Annotated in this window: 13 protein-coding genes; 6 read left to right on the forward strand and 7 right to left on the reverse strand. The window is 45.0% G+C overall.

Going from position 1 to position 17,948, the window contains the following annotated elements; all coding sequences use genetic code 11:
* Positions 1-9: 9 nt before the first annotated feature.
* Positions 10-1,518, reverse strand: a complete 1,509-nt coding sequence (locus V144x_RS13440; RefSeq protein ID WP_144985669.1) for an oligosaccharide flippase family protein — start codon at positions 1,516-1,518, stop codon at positions 10-12.
* 35 nt (positions 1,519-1,553) lie between these two features.
* Entirely contained in the window at positions 1,554-3,101 is a 1,548-nt protein-coding gene (locus tag V144x_RS13445; RefSeq protein ID WP_232102810.1) for an O-antigen ligase family protein, read from the reverse strand.
* A 283-nt stretch (positions 3,102-3,384) separates the two neighbouring features.
* Between V144x_RS13445 and V144x_RS13450 the strand changes: the two genes are divergently transcribed.
* The gene (locus tag V144x_RS13450) at positions 3,385-5,163 is read left to right on the forward strand and encodes an ABC-F family ATP-binding cassette domain-containing protein (RefSeq protein ID WP_144985670.1); all 1,779 of its coding nucleotides are present in this window, start codon (positions 3,385-3,387) and stop codon (positions 5,161-5,163) included.
* Between the two features lie 11 nt (positions 5,164-5,174).
* Here the strand turns inward: V144x_RS13450 and V144x_RS13455 are convergent, their stop codons facing one another.
* Genes V144x_RS13455 through V144x_RS13465 form a run of 3 tightly spaced genes read right to left on the reverse strand, consistent with a single transcriptional unit; the run spans position 5,175 to position 9,920 of the window.
* Positions 5,175-6,653: a Gfo/Idh/MocA family protein gene (locus tag V144x_RS13455; RefSeq protein ID WP_144985671.1), complete on the reverse strand. Its 1,479-nt coding sequence runs from the start codon at positions 6,651-6,653 to the stop codon at positions 5,175-5,177.
* A 35-nt stretch (positions 6,654-6,688) separates the two neighbouring features.
* Complete coding sequence (locus V144x_RS13460; protein WP_144985672.1) at positions 6,689-8,683, reverse strand: sulfatase-like hydrolase/transferase; 1,995 nt, start codon at positions 8,681-8,683, stop codon at positions 6,689-6,691.
* A gap of 46 nt (positions 8,684-8,729) precedes the next feature.
* A complete protein-coding gene (locus V144x_RS13465) occupies positions 8,730-9,920 on the reverse strand; it encodes a sialidase family protein (protein ID WP_197998915.1) in 1,191 nt (396 codons plus the stop codon).
* A 324-nt stretch (positions 9,921-10,244) separates the two neighbouring features.
* Here V144x_RS13465 and V144x_RS13470 point away from each other — a divergent pair, with 324 nt between their 5' ends.
* From V144x_RS13470 to V144x_RS13480, 3 genes are all read left to right on the forward strand, one after another.
* Entirely contained in the window at positions 10,245-10,523 is a 279-nt protein-coding gene (locus V144x_RS13470) for a hypothetical protein (RefSeq protein WP_144985673.1), read from the forward strand.
* A 159-nt stretch (positions 10,524-10,682) separates the two neighbouring features.
* On the forward strand, positions 10,683-12,473 hold the full coding sequence (locus V144x_RS13475) for an ATP-binding cassette domain-containing protein (protein ID WP_144985674.1): 1,791 nt from the start codon (positions 10,683-10,685) through the stop codon (positions 12,471-12,473).
* A 16-nt stretch (positions 12,474-12,489) separates the two neighbouring features.
* Entirely contained in the window at positions 12,490-12,831 is a 342-nt protein-coding gene (locus tag V144x_RS13480) for a translation initiation factor (RefSeq protein WP_197998916.1), read from the forward strand.
* Between the two features lie 12 nt (positions 12,832-12,843).
* On the opposite strand, the gene V144x_RS13485 is transcribed toward V144x_RS13480, so the two are convergent.
* Positions 12,844-14,343: a M81 family metallopeptidase gene (locus V144x_RS13485; RefSeq protein WP_144985676.1), complete on the reverse strand. Its 1,500-nt coding sequence runs from the start codon at positions 14,341-14,343 to the stop codon at positions 12,844-12,846.
* 213 nt (positions 14,344-14,556) lie between these two features.
* Between V144x_RS13485 and V144x_RS13490 the strand changes: the two genes are divergently transcribed.
* The gene (locus V144x_RS13490; protein WP_144985677.1) at positions 14,557-15,729 is read left to right on the forward strand and encodes an FAD-dependent oxidoreductase; all 1,173 of its coding nucleotides are present in this window, start codon (positions 14,557-14,559) and stop codon (positions 15,727-15,729) included.
* 27 nt (positions 15,730-15,756) lie between these two features.
* Here V144x_RS13490 and V144x_RS13495 read toward each other — a convergent pair whose 3' ends face one another.
* A complete protein-coding gene (locus V144x_RS13495; protein WP_144985678.1) occupies positions 15,757-16,506 on the reverse strand; it encodes a magnesium transporter CorA family protein in 750 nt (249 codons plus the stop codon).
* Positions 16,507-16,662: 156 nt separating this feature from the next.
* On the opposite strand from V144x_RS13495, the gene V144x_RS13500 reads away from it, so the two are divergent.
* Complete coding sequence (locus V144x_RS13500) at positions 16,663-17,874, forward strand: efflux RND transporter periplasmic adaptor subunit (protein ID WP_144985679.1); 1,212 nt, start codon at positions 16,663-16,665, stop codon at positions 17,872-17,874.
* Positions 17,875-17,948: the final 74 nt, after the last annotated feature.

Consider the following 17,948-nt stretch of genomic DNA (forward strand, 5'->3'; position numbering starts at 1 on the left):
CAATAAAAATTACGTGTTCAGAGATTTTGAAAGAGAACGATGTAAAATCATGGTTCCTTTTTCACAAACGAACCAGGTTCCAATAAGAAATACGCCACCTCCTGCAGCAACTCCAATTAATGTGAACCAGGTATTATTAACTTCAATGAATTGGGGTAAGAAATAGGAATACGCCAACAGTGCCAATAGTGGTGCAACAGTTGGTCCTATGGCGGACCGTAATAATTGGCTTAAGGAGATATCTAATTTTTTCATAGCGTACGGCAGGATGATGCCGAGTTCAGCGACTAAAATGGGAATCGCGGTTCCCAAAGCGACGCCAATGAGCCCTAGTGACTGAATCAGTATTAATGACAGAACCAAGTTGGCTACTGCCTCACTCATATAGATTAATGAAGGAACTTTTACATTTCCCATGCCATAGAGGACGGATCGAAATGTAGCAACAGGTAAGGCTACAATACGGGCTCCCAGTAATATTAATAACAGCAAATGACTTTGAGGGTAGTCAGGGCCGATCCAGGTCGTAATCAGGGTATTTCCAAAGAAGTAAACACCGATAAAAAATCCAGTCACTAATAAAAACGAGAGAGAGACTCCATTTAGAACTAATTTTCGCAAAGCATGACGTTCTTCGTTGGCATGTAATTCACCAGCACGCGGCATGAATACTTTACCAATTTGTGATATCGGCATGTTGATGAACTGTGTCACGCGCAATGCGATATAATAAGGGACAATCGCTGCGGGGCTGTAGAAGATTCCAATAACAATTGAGTCGGTGGCTTCAATCAGCGTCCAGGCAATCGCGTCGATAAAAGCATAGCCACTAAATGACCCACATTCTTTAAGAATAGACCAATCCATAAACTGACGGCCAATTCGGAGTGTTTTGACCTGACGAAATGCAAAAAATAAATGTCCCAGATTTTCAACCAGGGTGACTGTAAAAAAGATAATGGCAATCGTCAGTAGGCCCCATTCGGCTTTCAGGAATGCAACGGTTAAGATTAAACGCAGAATGGCTCCCGTCAAATTGACGCCCCGTTCGATGTCGAAGCGTTGGATTCCCATTAAAACTCCGCCAAACACACTTCCTGCGAGACCGACAAAGACATTCAAGCCAAGTATGAGAATGACCATTCGGATTTCAAAAAGTGAAATGGTTCCCCAGTCACTCAAGTGGGGTGCCAGCCAGGCGATAATTCCCGCTGCAAACAATGCCAGTAATCCCATACCCAGGTAAATGGCAAAAATCACGTTCGAGACGCTGTTGAGTTTCACCCATTCTTGTTTGGCATGATAATGCGATACGTAACGGCTGATAGTTTGGCCGAAGCCGAGATAGAGTAATCCTGAATAGCCTGCGATTGCATTAATGAAAATCCAGCTTCCGTATTGCGCATCTCCCAGGATGTGCAATACGTAAGGCATTAGAAACACGCCGATCAACAGGCTCACTCCATGAGTGAGCCAGTTAGCAAACAGATTCAATTTTACTGATCGACGTTGATTCATTATTAAACTTTCAGAGTGGACTCTCTCAATATGATTTAATGTGCAAAAATCCGTACAAAAATAAATAATGCGATTAACAGCGCGAAGCTGACACCTATCAGACGTACTAGATGTTGTTTGTTCCAATAAATCACGGGCGTTGGTTTAGCCAAGCTGGCCCCGGCCAGATTTAAATAAGCTGCTGAAACTCCAACAATCATGTAAGTGGGAACGACATAACATCGAGACAACGACATCATTCCGCCACACCAGGCTGCAAGCACCGCACCAGCATATGGCAGATAACGCTCCAGTTCCTGATTTCGGAAAATGGGTTTGCCCTGGCAGGAATTCTGGAAACGTGCCAAGCGATACAGCCCCAGACCGGCAAAGAAAAAACAACCTATGAACAAGGTACCGCCAAAAATACCGAGTTCAGTAAATGCATGTACGAATGAGTTATGGGCGGCCAAACCTGCCAGATCGGAATACAATCCCTGGCCAATTCCGAAAAATAAGTCGGGAGATTTCAAGGCACTCAATCCTTCTCTCCACAGCAGAATTCGATCATGTCCAGTTCCGGAATTTAAATCGATATTTCCTTGCCGTCCGGCAAGTACAGTCAGTCCTGCGAGACCGACAAGTGCGCAGGTAATGGCTGCTTTTTTTCCATATTTCGGTAATACAAAAGCCATACTGGCGATGCCGAGAGTTAACAATCCTCCCCGAGATCGTGTATAGAGTAATCCAACTCCCAGCACGATTAAGCTGACGATCCAGAAAAAACGTAATGAGCCGGCTGTGGGATCGTTGAAAAAGTACAAACAGAGAATTCCCGTTGTGACAATCAAGACAGACAAGTCGTTAGGATCCTGAAAAATTCCGGTACCGCGCATTCGGAAGACACGTAGATCTTCACCTGCATCGGAAACACCATCGCGGTCGCTGACATGCTTGATAAATTCAAAATCAAAAACACCCGAGTAGTCGACGACGCAGAACAGAATCATGATCGATGCTGCGATGGCAACTGTCTTTAATAGTCCTTTCAGGCGTTGAGGAGAGTCGATAATTGAAACGAGCAGGAGGTAATAAATTAATGTCTTCAGGAACGCGAAGGTTGATGTATGAATTCCATAAAAATACATATGAGATGCATGTGAAAGTGCCACTGCCGCCAATAAGCCAATCACACAAAATGTGATTGGCTGTCGTTTAAGCATGGGGACTTGAAGAGTTCTTTTTATCTGATCGAGTGAAAAGAGGAACGATGATACAATGAGCACTTCATAGATCGGTAAATTTTCTAAGCTCGGGATCAGTTCTGCTGGTCTCAGGAATAACGTGATATTAACCATCAAGAACAGGTAATAGGCGTAGTCTGGTGCTGAGGAGCCTCCCATAATTGAGAGTGGATACTGCGGATGTCGTTTTTTTGAACGAGCCGTCTTTGGGACGGGTGGGCGCGTAGACTGACTTGGTGACGTCGATTGAGGATGATCGACTTCACAAACAGAGGAATGAGTTGAATTGGATTCATTCACCATTAATGATTTATGCCAGTAAAACGGTTGTTCTACGCCAATCGTTGAGATGAACCGCACTTAGTGCCGGTAATCCCCCGAATTAGTTTAAATGGGTACAGTTTTTTAAAAGATAGAACAGGAACAGGAGGCATGTGTGGCGAATTAAAGGTTTCCCAAGCATTCCGGCTGGTAATAATCGATTCAACCGGCATGATTCATTTAGAACCGAAATTAAGATTGCTTCTTAGCGCAATTCCAGCACGCATGATCAATTGAATCATTTCCCGTATCACGTTATCTTCTCTGTCCTCGTGTATACGGGCGAATAAACGATTTTCTGTTTCAACTATTGAGAAGAGTGATGGCGACCCTGATTGAAATATCAAGTGTGACAAAGAGTTATGGCGCGCAGGAATTATTGAAAGAAGCATCTATTGCACTTGGTGATGAGCAAAAAATTGGATTTATTGGGCGAAATGGTGCTGGTAAATCAACATTATTACGCATTTTGCTTGAAGAAGAGACGGTTGATAGTGGCCAGGTGATTCGACATCCCAATCTCATGATTGGATACCTACGCCAGCACGATCCTTTTAAGCCTGGTGAAAGTGCGCTCGATTTTCTGATTCGCGACAGTGGGCAGCCGGAATGGAAATGTGGAGAGGTTGCTGGAGAATTTGAATTGAAAGGCCGGTTTCTGAATGGCCCGGTTAAAGAACTGTCTGGTGGCTGGCAGACACGTGTCAAACTGGCGTCTTTGTTGCTGCATGAACCGAATTTCCTCATGCTCGACGAACCAACAAACTTCCTTGATTTAAGAACCCAATTGCTGCTGGAAGATTTTTTAAAGCACTATCGCGGAGCTTGTCTTGTCGTATCTCACGATCGTTCCTTTCTCAAAGCCATCTGCACACAAACGCTCGAATTAAAACGGGGGAAGCTGACACTATTTAATGGAAATGTAGATCAGTATCTCGAAAATCAGGAAATTCTCAAGGAACGTGATGCGCGAACAAATGCCACCGTCATGGCAAAACGTCGACAGTTAGAAACGTTTATCGCTAAGAATAAAGCGGGAGCCAATACGGCTTCACAAGCCAGAAGTAAAGAGAAACAGTTGGCACGCCTGACATTGACAGAGATTGAAGGAGCGGAGTCCACAGTCAATATTGTGATTCCCCAGACGGAGAAACGACAGGGAACCGCTCTGACCTGCGATGATTTGGCAATTGGATATCCGGATTTACGCGTTGCTGAAAAAATTACGCTCGAAATTGAGCATGGATCAAGGGCTGCCATTGTTGGGGACAATGGACAGGGAAAAACAACCTTTTTACGCACCATTGCGGGATCGTTGAAAGCGTTAGAGGGAGATCTCAAATGGGGATATCACTGTAAAATCGCCTGTTATGCGCAGCATGTTTATACCTCATTACCAGATGACCAGACGATTCGAGACTATCTGGAAATGGAGTCGGCTCCTGGAACCACAAATCAGCAAATTCTGAACGTCGCAGGCAGCTTTCTGTTTAAAGAGCAGGCATTAGATAAACCTATCAAAGTGTTGAGTGGGGGAGAACGAGCCCGTTTATGCCTGGCTGGAATTTTGTTAGGGAATTATTCGATTTTGATTTTGGACGAACCAGGGAACCATCTCGATGTCGAAACAGTGGAAGCCTTGGGAGACGCACTGGTGAAATTTCAGGGAACTGTGATATTTACCAGTCACGATCGTCATTTTATGGGCAAAGTAGCGACAGATGTGATTGAAGTCGTCAACGGAAGTGTCAAAGCCTATGAAGGCGATTACGAATCTTATCTTTATCGCGTGAAAAAGGAAGTCGCTGATGGGCACCGTGAACAACATCAGGAGTCTGTCGCTAAGCAGGAACAGAAAAGCTCTAAAAAGCGTGAGAAAGGGCTGGGAGGCAAAATCAAAAATGCGCGGAAGGAACTTTCAGCCATCGAACGAAAAATCGCGCAACTTGATGAGAAAAAGAACAAAATTAACGAACAATTTTTGAAGGCGACCAGTTCCCAGGAAGCACAAGAACACCATGCAGAAATGCAGCCGCTTATTGAAGAAATTGCGGAACTGGAATCCCGTTGGATGGAACTCTATGAGATATTAGAACAATAAAAAGGCTTGTTTTAAGTGTTCTCAGGCGGTTTTCCGTCGATCCAGGGGCCCGCCAATTTTTGATATTTGGGTGGTATGAGAATACTGCCTTTGTCTCCTGCTTTCCAACCGGCAACGTGTCGCGGTTTGCTGCGTTCTTTAGACATCTTTTCCCAATTAGCCGCCCAACTCTGATCTCCATCCTGGATTTGTTTGGATTTCTCGTCAACCTGAAAGACTTTTCCGTTTCGATAACTGAGTACGGCCAGATTCACAAGCATTACAGCCGCTGCACCGAGTTCCGGAGAATTATTAACCATCGCGGGGTCACCAGCTTTGACTGCATCAATGAAATTCTCAAAGTGAAGCAATGTCTGATCGGGGACACGTTGCGAGATTACTTCTTCTTTTTTCAGTTTACTGTTTAACGTCACCTGGGGGCGTTCTGGAATAAACTCATACGCTTGTTTCTTACCGAATACATCTTTATCAAACACAATCGTACCATGGTGACCTCGAATCAAGTGTCGAATGGGGACCGCGCTGGAAATCATAGTACTGGAAACGAGTCCTTGAACACCCTCGTGAAAATCAGCAATGATGGAAGCCACATCAGTGACTTCGCGGTCATCGTATTCTAGAAAAATACCACCGCCTCCCACAACGCGTCCCGGGTACATCAAACCGGTGGCTTTGAGCATCGCTGTAACGCGATGTACGAACAGGTCTGAGTACATACCGTAGCCAAAGGGCCAGTAGCAACGCCATTGGCCAAACGTGGCGCGGTCGAATGGTAAATCTGGGGCGAGTCCTTCTTCGACACCCAGCCAGCGTTTCCAGTCAACGGTTTTCGGAGTCATCTCTTTTGTGATGACATTATGACGAGACATTCCCCCGAGAGAATTACGAAAACTTTCTGCCTGAAACTGTACGATTTTTCCCAGTTTTCCTTCGTTGACCAGGGCTCGCACCTCATTCCAAATCGGCATACTCGTTGATTGGACACCGACTTGAACAACCAGTCTGGATTTCTTCCAGGCATCAACGACATCCATTGCCTCCGAAATATGATGGGTCATTGGTTTTTCACAATATATGTGCTTCCCCGCTTTAAGGGAATCTAAAACTTGCTTAGCATGCCAATGGTCCGGTGTTGCAATACACACAGCATCGATTTCTTTGTCATTCAGTAGATCGCGGTAATCAGCATAAGTTTTAGGTGCCTGCTTTGTTTGTTTTTTGATATAGTCAACAGCCTGGTCCTGGTGGACGGAATAGACATCGTTAATGGCAGTGATATCGAGATTGACTCCTTTTTCATTGCGTAATTTGATGAGTGACTTGACGTGTGAACCAAAGCCGCGTCTTCCAGGTCCGATGATACCGATCCTGATTCGTTCGTTGGCTTGATAAGCATTTGAGGGGGCAACTGCCGAAAACTGACTTGCTGCGACAGAAGCTATCGCGGATTGTTTAAGAAAAGTACGGCGGCTTTCTTTGTTCTGATTCATGTTTCCCTCAAGAATAAATTTCGAAAACGAATAAATTAAAATTCTTTAATCAAGATGTTTTTATATTCGACATGGCTTCCATGCCCCAAGAGTCCGATATGTCCTCGTTGATTCTGTAAGCCCGGATGTTTCGCCAGCACATTTGTATCTTTGATTTTAGAGAGATCGGTGTTTAATACGGGAATATCATTTACAATAACTGTAATCTGTGAGCCGCGGCAAATGATTTCTTCGTGATTCCATTCGCCGGCAGGTTTCAGAGCTCCTTTTTTGGCGGGGATCACATCATAAACTGACCCATGGTATTGTGTCGGTTTGAGTTTTTTCGGGTAGCCTTTGTTATCCAGTACTTGAATTTCCATACCTTCATAAGCAGGGCGTCGATCAACGAGAGGACAGCGAATGGCAATGCCATTATTGGCTCCTTTGGACAATTTAAAATCGAACTGGAGACTGAAATCGCCATATTCCTTTTCTGTGAACAAAAAGCCGCCTCCATCGGCTGGGCAGACCAGCTTCCCCGCATCCACATGATACCCTTTGCGGTTGGCGCGTTTTAATGTCCAGCCGGTTAAGTCGTGACCGTTGAACAAAGGAGTGTATTTCGCTTGTTTTTTTGTGACTTTACTTTCAATGGAAACCGGAAGTGTGTACTGCTTCAACCATAAATCATCAGTTTCTTGTAGATGCTGTAATAATTTTTCAGAGAGTTCTTTGCGAACATCCTGGAATTCAGGCTGATAAGCTAAATTGATCACTTCATCGGGATCATTCTTGAGATCGTACAATTCGACTTCATCGCGATAGAGAAATTTCTTCACCGTCCGCTGTCCGAGGAGCGGCTCTTCTAAACGAAGTGTTTCGTTCCAGGTGGCACGGGATAAGGTATCGATAGGCAGAGGGTATTTCGAACGCCATTCCAGGTTCCAGATTAATTTATAATCACGGGTACGAATCGTACGCATCGGATAATACATGGTCACTTCATGGAATACGTGACTCAAATAAGCTTCATCCCAACCTGAAGTACTCGTTTTTCCAATTGTTGGTAAAATGCTGCGACCGTGTAGCGGATAGTACGGTCCTTTGGTATTCGTCCACTCAAGAACAGTTGGTGTGACATCCAGTAGGGAGACCATGGAGTCCGAGACAACTCCTTCTGACCCTTTTTTGAGTTTCGGATTTCGCATAATAAAGGGTACACGTACCCCCGGTTCATAATGATTGGCCATCGCGCCCGGTTCCGAACTACCGTGGTCGCTGGTGAATATGACCAGAGTGTTGTCCGCTTGACCTGAATCTTCCAGAGCTTTCAAAATCTGACCGATAGCTTGATCCATGTAACTGATCTGTTGGTAATAACCAGCCAGACCTTGTCTCACTTCGCGGCGGTCAGGTAAGTAATGGGGGACTTTGATCTTTTCTGGATCATAGGTTTCTAGAGACATTCCTGGTTCTTTGACTTTCACTCCCCATTCCGGTTGTGTGCGAGAAGTAGGATGTGGATCGTGAAAACCCATCACCAGAAAAAATGGTTGGTCACTTTTTTGATTCAGAAAATCAGAAGCCAGATCAGCCATACCTTTTGCGCGATGACCATTGATTTTCGGCTGAAAGTCAATCGTTGTGTCTTCTGGATAAAGATGATACTTGCCGATCATTCCCGTGCGATAATTGTTTTTCGCGAGCAAAGAAAAGATAGTTTTAACCTTTGGTTTCAAGCGGAAATTATGATCGCCATGTGGGTGCCCGTATTGACCGTTGGCGTGCACATGAAGACCCGTGTAAAACACACCACGACAAGGCCCACATGAAGCAGTGGTGGCAAATGCATGCTGGTAACGCGTGCCTTCTCTTGCCAGTTGATCGATATTTGGTGTCTTAACAACCGAATTACCATAACAACCGCAATCATCCCAGTTCTGATTGTCGGAAAACAGGATGAGCACATTTCGCTGTTCCGCCGAAAACAGGGATGGTGATCCCAGCACGAAAGTTATTATGACAGTGAGATAAGAGAAAGGTCTCATTCCAATTTCCTAAGCATTGATTTAATGATTGACTGTCAGGTTGCTTTTACTTTTTCTGGCCAGTCGCCTGATTGACGAGGATCCGCTTGCGGACTTTTCCCGAGACTGGTTTACCGGCAAGAACGTCTTCTTCTTTAAACGTAGCCATTAGAATCTTCTTATCGCCCGTTCGAGAGTAATCATAAATCAGATAAATCGTGCCGTCTTCACTTTGAACGCCATCAGGATAAGAGACACCAGGTCGCTCATCGAGCAGTAAGCCGCCTTGCCAGGTCTTTCCATCATCAGTCGAGAGGTATGCCGTCAAGTCCCGACGCGTTTTTCGATTTTCGGGATTATGTCGTACCAGTAACAGGTTTCCCGACTTCAACCTACGAATAAAAAAGCGAGCGTTAATATGCGGGATTGAGGAAGCACTCCCTTTTGACCAGATTTTACCACCATCTTCAGAGAATGTCTCTCCGATCCCATATTTCGTTCTGACCAACGTCCACAGGCTTTTGTCTTTCCGTTCTACAATCATGTGTTCGTCGAATGTTCTTTGGGGGACTTTGGTTTGACCCTGCAGTTGAAAAGAGTTTCCATTATCTTTCGAGATGAAAATATTTCCGCCTCGTTCTTTCGGTAAATCAAATCGATGTTCAATCGAGTCTTTCGCTTTCTGATCCCAGATCGCCACCGGTAGCAACCAGTCACCGTTGGAAAGCACCGTCGGCTTATTCATCATAATTCCATTACAGATCCGCCGTGGTTGACTCCACTTGGGATTTTCCTTATCGGATTCCTCTGTTGTAATAGCCCAGACCCCACTTCGCCCATCCCACCAGCGGTAAGACTGAGCCCAGAACAGCCAGAGACGTCCACTGGGGTCATGCCAGATGGCTGGATCATAAGCGCGAACAGGGCCGGGGGGATCGATGACCAGTTTCGGAGCAGACCAGGTTTTTCCATCGTCATCACTGGTGACCAGCACGACATAATTCAGTTCGCCTTCGCCAGTTCCTCCTGCATACCAGAGTGCCCAGAGACGTCCATTGGTAGCGCGTTCGATTCCCGGAATACCCTGGAAAAGACGAGTCTTGTCTGCATACTCTTTTCCCGGATGTGTATTGATCGGAGGGGCGACAAGTGCGGGGTCATCTGTTTTTTTGGTTTCTTGCGCAAAACTGATTTTCGTGATATTCGTCAACAATAATGATGAGGTAAGAATTGATACAAGGAGGATAGCGGTTCGCACGATGTGAGTCCTGGAAAAACGTTAATGATAGTTAATGAATTTTAATACAAAGAAGTTCGTTCGTTATCATTAATGCTAACAAAATCGAGGCTGTGAGGCGAGCATCTTAGCGAAAGTATGAAAATAAGTGCGGCTTGCCTTTGAAGGCAGAAGTGAAATGCTGAGCGGAATAACAGAGATCTCAAAGTGCGGCTGGACAGACAGTCTTTACTGACATAAAGTATTTATGCATGGATTATATAGGGAACCTTTCAGACTGAACGCCAATCACTCGCAATCTTATTTCAATATCGCTTGAGACTAGATAGAAATACGAGGCTCATAATGACATTAGCAGAATTGATCATCTTACTGATCGTTGCCGGGATTTGCGGAAGCATCGCGCGGGCACTGGCAGGTGGTTCGCGAGGCGGGTGCCTGGTTTCGATTGCGTTAGGCTTCATTGGGGCATTATTGGGAAGTAAAATAGCGATAATGTTGGGGTTACCAGAAATTTTTTCCATTTCGTTTGGTGGGAGCGATTATCCCATAGTCTGGTCAATCATTGGAGCATCGATTTTTGTAGCCATTCTTGGCTTGTTGACAGGTCGATCTCGACGTTGAAATTTGATTGATATTGTGAATTCATCGAGCTCTCAATCAATCCATGAGAGAGGGCATTGCAGAATTCTGATTCCTTTCCCATACTATGGCTGCGTCCGAATGACTCCCGACTTCTTGAGTCGGGTTTTTTTATTAATGTGTTGTTGGAAGTACTGCTGTATGTCTCTGTTGAGTATGAATCAGGTCTCTTTTACCTGGGGGGGAGCCCCCCTGTTAGACAAAATCAGCCTGGAGATTAATCCTGGCGAGCGAATTGGTCTGTTAGGAAGAAACGGAGCCGGGAAGTCGACACTGATGAAATTGATCGCCGGCGAAATTGATCCGGATGATGGTGAAGTAAAACCTGAGAAGGATTTGCGAATTGCCAGGCTGGTCCAGGAAGTTCCTTCAGGTTGCGCACAACGAGTTCACGATTACGTTGCAGAGGAGGCGGCCCCTTTTTATGAACATGAGTGGGAAGCCGAACACGCGGTTGAGAAAATTCTGTCACGCATGAGCTTGCAAGGTGATGCTCCCTTTGATTCTTTATCTTCAGGGATGAAGCGGCGTGTTTTATTAGCGCGATCCATTGTGCAGTCTCCCGATATCTTACTGTTGGATGAACCAACAAATCATCTGGATATACCCTCCATCAGATGGCTAGAACAGTTTCTACAGTCGTATTCCAGTACGTTGTTATTTGTGACTCATGACCGAATGTTTTTACAGACCCTGGCGACGCGGATTGTCGAAATCGACCGTGGTCATTTATATGATTGGACTTGCGATTACGACACATTTCTCAAACGTAAAGAAGCATTTCTGGAGGCAGAAGAGAAACAGAATGCGTTATTTGATAAAAAGCTGGCTGAAGAAGAAGTCTGGATTCGAAAGGGCATCAAAGCCCGTCGAACGCGAAATGAAGGTCGTGTTCGTGCGTTGAAAAAAATGCGTGAGGAACGGAGACAACGACGCAGTCAGGTTGGCAATGTTAACATGCAGGTAGCCAACGCAGAGCGTTCGGGGCAATTAGTCATTGAGGCCAAAGACGTTGCATTTTCTTATGACAACAATCCCGTGATTCAAGACTTTTCGACTTTAATTACACGAGGCGATAAGATCGGCATCATTGGCAGAAATGGTGCTGGTAAAACGACATTACTGAAACTGCTTTTGGGAGAGCTCAAGCCTGACAGAGGCACAGTACGCCTGGGAACCAATCTGGAAATTCTCTATTTTGATCAACTGAGAGAGCAGCTTGATGAAGAGAAAACCGTCGTTGAAAACGTGGGTGAGGGACAAGAGACACTTGTCATCAACGGGAAGCCCAAGAACATATATGGTTATCTACAGGATTTCCTCTTTACTCCGGAACGGGCGCGAAGGCCCGCCCGCTATCTGTCCGGAGGTGAACGGAATCGGCTGTTGTTGGCAAAATTGTTCAAACGCCCTACGAATCTTATGATATTTGATGAACCGACGAATGATCTGGATGCGGAAACATTGGAGTTGCTCGAAGAATTAATCGGTAATCATCCGGGAACATTATTGCTCGTCAGTCACGATCGGGCCTTTCTCAATAATGTCGTGTCTGCGACGTTGGTCTTTGAAGAAGAAGGACGAGTGAAAGAGTACGCAGGAGGCTATGATGATTATTTGTTACAGTCAGGAATTAATAATGACACCCAAAAAAGTGACAATGTCTCAAAAGCAAAAATAGAATCACCCAAAGTACAGAAAAAAAAGGTAGTCAAGTTAAGTTTCAAAGAACAGCGTGAGCTAGAACAGATTCCGCAGCGTATTGAAGAGTTGGAGCAGGAGCAGGCGGAATTACACACAGCGATGGCATCACCTGAATTTTTTAAACAGACAAATGAGATTATTGCGGAAGCTTCTGCACGCGTTGAAACAGTGCAGCAGGAATTGGAGTCTCTCCTTGAGCGTTGGGAAGAATTAGAAGCACGATCATAACGAGAAGGAGTCGATAATGCGTTTATTTGAAGGAACTCCCTTTGATCGCCCGCCACGTTGTGAAAAGTGTGATCAATTAGAAGAGGAATGTATTTGTCCGCCAGAGCCTCCCTTTCGTATTCCGCCTGAACAACAGACTGCCAGGCTGGCCATTGAAAAACGAAAGAAGGGAAAACGTGTGACCGTAGTACGTGGGTTACCGGAAGAGGGCAATGATCTTCCCGAGTTGTTGAAACAATTGAAGTCCCAATGTGGAGCCGGTGGTGCCTTAAAAGAGGAAGAACTCGAAATTCAAGGCGATCAACTGGACCGCGTTCGTGAGGTCTTGAAAGCAATGGGATTTCAAGTGAAAGGGTAACTAAAACCTAATCTAAAAATCTGGTGCACTATCGTAGGGGATTTCAACGGGATAAAAATCCTGTTTTCTATGTTGATGATTAAGCTTGGCAAAATCATGTGTATGAATCGCTTTGGCTTCGACATTGAAAATCGAGCCAGCAAATGGTTCAAAGCTGGCTCGGAAATGAGCCGAAGATTTGACTGAGATGTAATTCATTGATTCACAGTCGATTCCCAGCGTTTTGGAGAATGCGGGACCGAAGGGTTGCTCTCGTGCTGTGACCACAACGACAGAGACACCATCCTGTTGAATCCAGACTGAGGGACCCATATTACCGGTTAGTCCTGCATACATCGGCCCATCATATTTAAACTTTCCCTCTGAAAGTGCTTTGACTTCTGCCTTCATTTTGACCGGTGGGCCTTGTATGGGATGAGATTTACCTCCCACTTCAGTTTCGATGATCCCACCAACGCCCGCTTTCTGTGCCAGCGCAACGACTTCAGGATCGACGATATACAAAATTAAAGCCTTGTCTAGTTTTTGATCGAGAAACGTTTGCAGAATTTCTGTGGAATCACCGGCAGTTCCGCCACCGGTGTTGTCTGCATGATCGGCGAGAACAATGGGATATTTTCCCATTTCCTGTCCTTGCTTGATGGCATCTTTCACAGAAAAGGGAAGTTGGTACCATCTTCGACGTCGTTCCCAGATCCAGGAACCGAATTCCTCAGCCGTTTTATCTGCCAAACTTTGGTCATTGTCAGCGACAATGATGATGGAAGGACCAACGTCAGGCACATCTGCCCAGGGAAATCCAGTGGAGACTGTCACACTCAGAATCCCGGGGCGAGATTCGATTTCGTGTGCGTAGTCCATCACTTCCTTCATTGGTTGATGCGCGGTGACCTGACAGGCAGTGCTCCAAAAGAACGGAAGTTGGTATAAAGACATGACTGGTTTTACATCGTCTTGAATAATACGGACGATGAGATCGGCTGCTTCCTGGCCACGTTCATTCATGTCAATATGAGGATACGTGTCGTACCCTAAAATCGCAGTCGCTTCCTGGACGCGTAGTGGAGTGTGATTGCCATGTAAATCGGGCGTGACCAGAATGGGACGATCTGGACCGATGTACTCTCGAACTTTTGAAATGAAGTGTCCGTCTCCATCTTCAATACCTTCAATCACCATCGCCCCGTGAAGATCTAACAGAACACCATCAAGGGGACCTGCCTGTTCTGCTTCTTTGAGACGTTGCAGAAATTCTTCCAATAAAGCATCGTATGTCTTTCGTTCGATCAATCCACTGGGAAAGGCGAATGTCCACAGGAGCGGAACTAACTCAAAACCATGTTTTTTTGCCCCATCAATGAAACCACCGATGCAAACATTCGAGCCAGGGAACGTTTCCATAATTTCCTGCCCGCGATATAAGCCACGGTCATTGATGAAGTCATCAAGCGTTGTCGGAAGAGAAGAATAGGTACTTGTTTCATGTAGCACACCACCGGCCGCAATTCTCATGGTTGTTATTCCTGGATGAATGTAATGCAATTGAGCGTTGTGATTCACAGATCAGTACAGTGAATATTAAGATAGACAATCTGTGTTTGAAAAGAAAGCAAGACTTTGTAATAGAATTTCATCTTCTAAAGAACGGTTTAATTCGCTATGAAAACGATTTCAGTGATATTTGAGTCTTCATCAAAACTAATTTCTCTTGATTGAGCCAGCGTTATGAAAATTGCGATTGCAGGATGCGGCATTGCGGGAACTGCGGCTGGTTATCTTCTTGCCCAACAAGGGCATGAGGTGACTATTTTTGAGCAGGCACAGCGCTGTGGGCCTATTGGTGCAGGGATTCTCGTCCAACCAATTGGACAGGCAGTTTTGAAATCACTGGGAATATATGATGAGATTTATCAGCAGTCTGCTCAATTAAATTGTATTGAAGCCCTCAAACATTCTGGAAAACGGTTGATTCGTTTAGAGTATCAACGACTCCGAACGGGGCTCTATGGTTTAGGTGTCCATCGTGGTCTTTTATTTAACTCATTGCTGGAATTGGCAAAACAGGGCGGAGTCGAGGTTCGTGAAGATGCGCGCATCGCGACTTACCATCTTTCTGATTCAGGAGTTTCATTAGAATTGGATTCAAATGAGCACACAGAATCATTCGATTTCATGATTGCCACAGATGGAGCACGCTCAGCGCTACGGATCGCTTCAGGAATTCGTCATCACACGACTGAATATGCCTATGGTGCTCTCTGGGCAACAGGAACTTGTTCTTCAATTGAAGATCGATTGTTTCAGGTAGTGGAAGGAACAAAAAGACTGGTGGGAATCTTACCGATTGGCAATCAGGAGTGCAGTTTCTTCTGGGGATTGACGGCGGCTCAGCTAGAGAGTTTTAAGCAAAGTGGCCTTGATGTCTGGAAAGATGAAGTCTTGAAACTTTGTCCTCAAGGAGAAGAATTAGTGACTCGAATCAATTCCTTCGAAGAGTTGACGTTTACGACCTATCGCAGTGTTTCGATGCAATCCTGGTTTGCAGATCGTATCATCTTTCTGGGAGATGCCGCGCATCCGACAAGCCCGCATTTAGGGCAGGGAGCCAATTTTGCGCTTGAAGATGCATGGGTGTTTTCGGAATGCTTGAAACAGGAAACGAATTTTAGTGTTGCTTGTTTACATTATGAGTCACTCAGGAGAAAAAAGATCCGATTTTACCAACAGATTACAAGTTGGTTAACTCCTTTTTTTCAATCAGATGGATTTGTAAAAGGCTGGGGCCGTGATATCACTTTGCCTGTGATGTCTCAGATTCCAATTCTACGTCAACAAATGTTAAAGACACTTTGCGGATTCAAAACGGGTTGGCTAAAGAGTCAAATTGGTGAGGAATAAATTGTCTAAGATAATGAAACTGTGCACCTACTTGGCTTTTTGATTAGTCCCCCTTTTTAAAAACAGATGGATTAAGAATCCCAGAGCCAAACCCGCTGCCACCATGACCCAGAAGGGTATCGGAGTCATGTATTGTTCGTACCCGTGACGAAAATTTGAACCAAAGATGGTGCTCAAAGTAGCTATCGGGAAAAAGTACGCGATCAGTAAGTTTAAACGATGTGAAGACAGCTCAATTCGAGCAGAAACTTCTGCTTGTTCCTCCGCTCGTTTTGCGATGAGATACTCCAACGAATTTTTTGCATCTTCAATCAGTAATTCTGCTGTTCGTTCCAGTCGATAAGAATTATCACGATAATCAATGAGAATTTTATCTTTGGGAACGGCTTCGCGTGCCATCTGCAACGCCTGAGTTGCATGGCACAGGGAGCGATGGACTGGTCCCAGATGATTTAAGACTTCGAGGTATTCCACCGAACTGGTTGCCTGGTCTATTTTTTCGTCAAAGTCTTCCAGTATTTCTTCATATTCCTGGAGATGACGATTCAAGGCATCAGGCCCCCCCTGAAATTCAGTATCATGCCAGATTGCGTCTGGTTCTCGCCAGAAGAATCGTCCTTTGCGATTCATGTCGTCCGGATTGGGAGCAGCATGTAAAATTATGAGCAGGTGTCCTTCTGCCACCATAGTACGTTGGCGACCTGCCCGTTTTCCAAGTCGATCGTGAAATTCCTCAGGCACATTCCAGGTTGCCGGCAGTAGGGAAGATTCATGCATCTTTCTATCCAATCTCTTTTTCAAGGATATGGGAATTGCAATTCAAGTGTTTTTATTTGTAGTATGCCTGTTAAACCATTCAAAGGGAATTGAAGGCAATCAGGACTCATCAATTCTCAAGACAAATCTGTCTTGTATGATATCAAAGGGAGAGCTGTGAACGAACTACCCAAAAGATTACTTTCTCTGAAAATACTTGGCTGGCTTTGCCCTCTTATAATTTGTTCCGGTTGTAATGCACCACCGCCTCCGGCTCCGATGAAACCTCCCACAGTCACAGTCGCAGAACCACTGCAAAAAACTGTGATCTTTAATGAGGATTTCACTGGAACGCTTGCTTCAGTTGCCACTGTCGATATACGAGCGCGTGTTGATGGCATTCTTGAGAAAGTTGATTTTGAACAATCAACGCTGGTGAAGAAAGGTGATTTACTGTTTCAGATTGAACGAGATCAATATCAAGCTGCTTTAGATAAAGCAAATTCTGTGCTAGCGGCGAGTAATGCGCAGTTAATTGACTCTCAGGCAACATTGGAACGGAATGAAATTCTATTTAAAAAGAAAGCTGTCACCCCTCAGGATTTAAACGATGCGACGGCAGAGCGCGATAAAGCCAAAGCCAGTGTGATGGGAGCCAAGGCGGATGTGGAACAGGCAACCATCGATTTGAATTACACACGTATTTATGCCCCCATCACTGGTGAAATTGGACGGACGTTAGTCGATGCCGGGAACCTGGTCGGTTCAGGAGAAAACACATTATTGACGACCATCGTCACCATGGATCCGATTTATGTTTACTTTGATGCCAGCGAACGTTTACTCCTGGAGGCTTTAAAAAAGAAACAGACTCCTCACGAAAAAAATCCGCTGAAAGTCTATGTAGGTTTATCAAATGAGGAAGGTTTTCCCCATAAGGGAGTTCTCGATTATGCAAGTAACACAGTCGATCCAGGTACTGGAACTATCCAACTGAGAGCGATATTTGAAAACAAAAAAGGATTGCTTTATCCCGGTGTCTATGTACGCGTACGAGTTCCGGGGAATCCGATCCCTAATGCAGTATTAGTCCACGATGTTGCCATTGGAACCGATCTTGCGGGAAAATATCTCCTCATTGTCGGTAAAGATAATATTGTCGAAAAACGGCAGGTTGAGTTAGGTCAGCTAGAAAACAATATGCGGGTAATTTTGAAGGGAGTCAAACCCGGAGAGAAATATATTTATGAAGGGATTCAGCGCGCCCGTCCAGGTCGTCCTGTGACCATTAAGAATGAGCCACCAAAGCAGACGAATTCTCAAAAACAAACACAGCCAAAAACACAAACCAGCAATAAGAAGCCAAAACCGGTTCCCGCCTCAAAGTGAAGAGGGATTTAATTGATCGATCTATTTTACATTCATTAACTGAAATTCACTGATCTGAAAATTCAAGAACGAAA

It is taken from the genome of Gimesia aquarii, from assembly GCF_007748195.1.
GTDB classification, from domain to species: domain Bacteria; phylum Planctomycetota; class Planctomycetia; order Planctomycetales; family Planctomycetaceae; genus Gimesia; species Gimesia aquarii.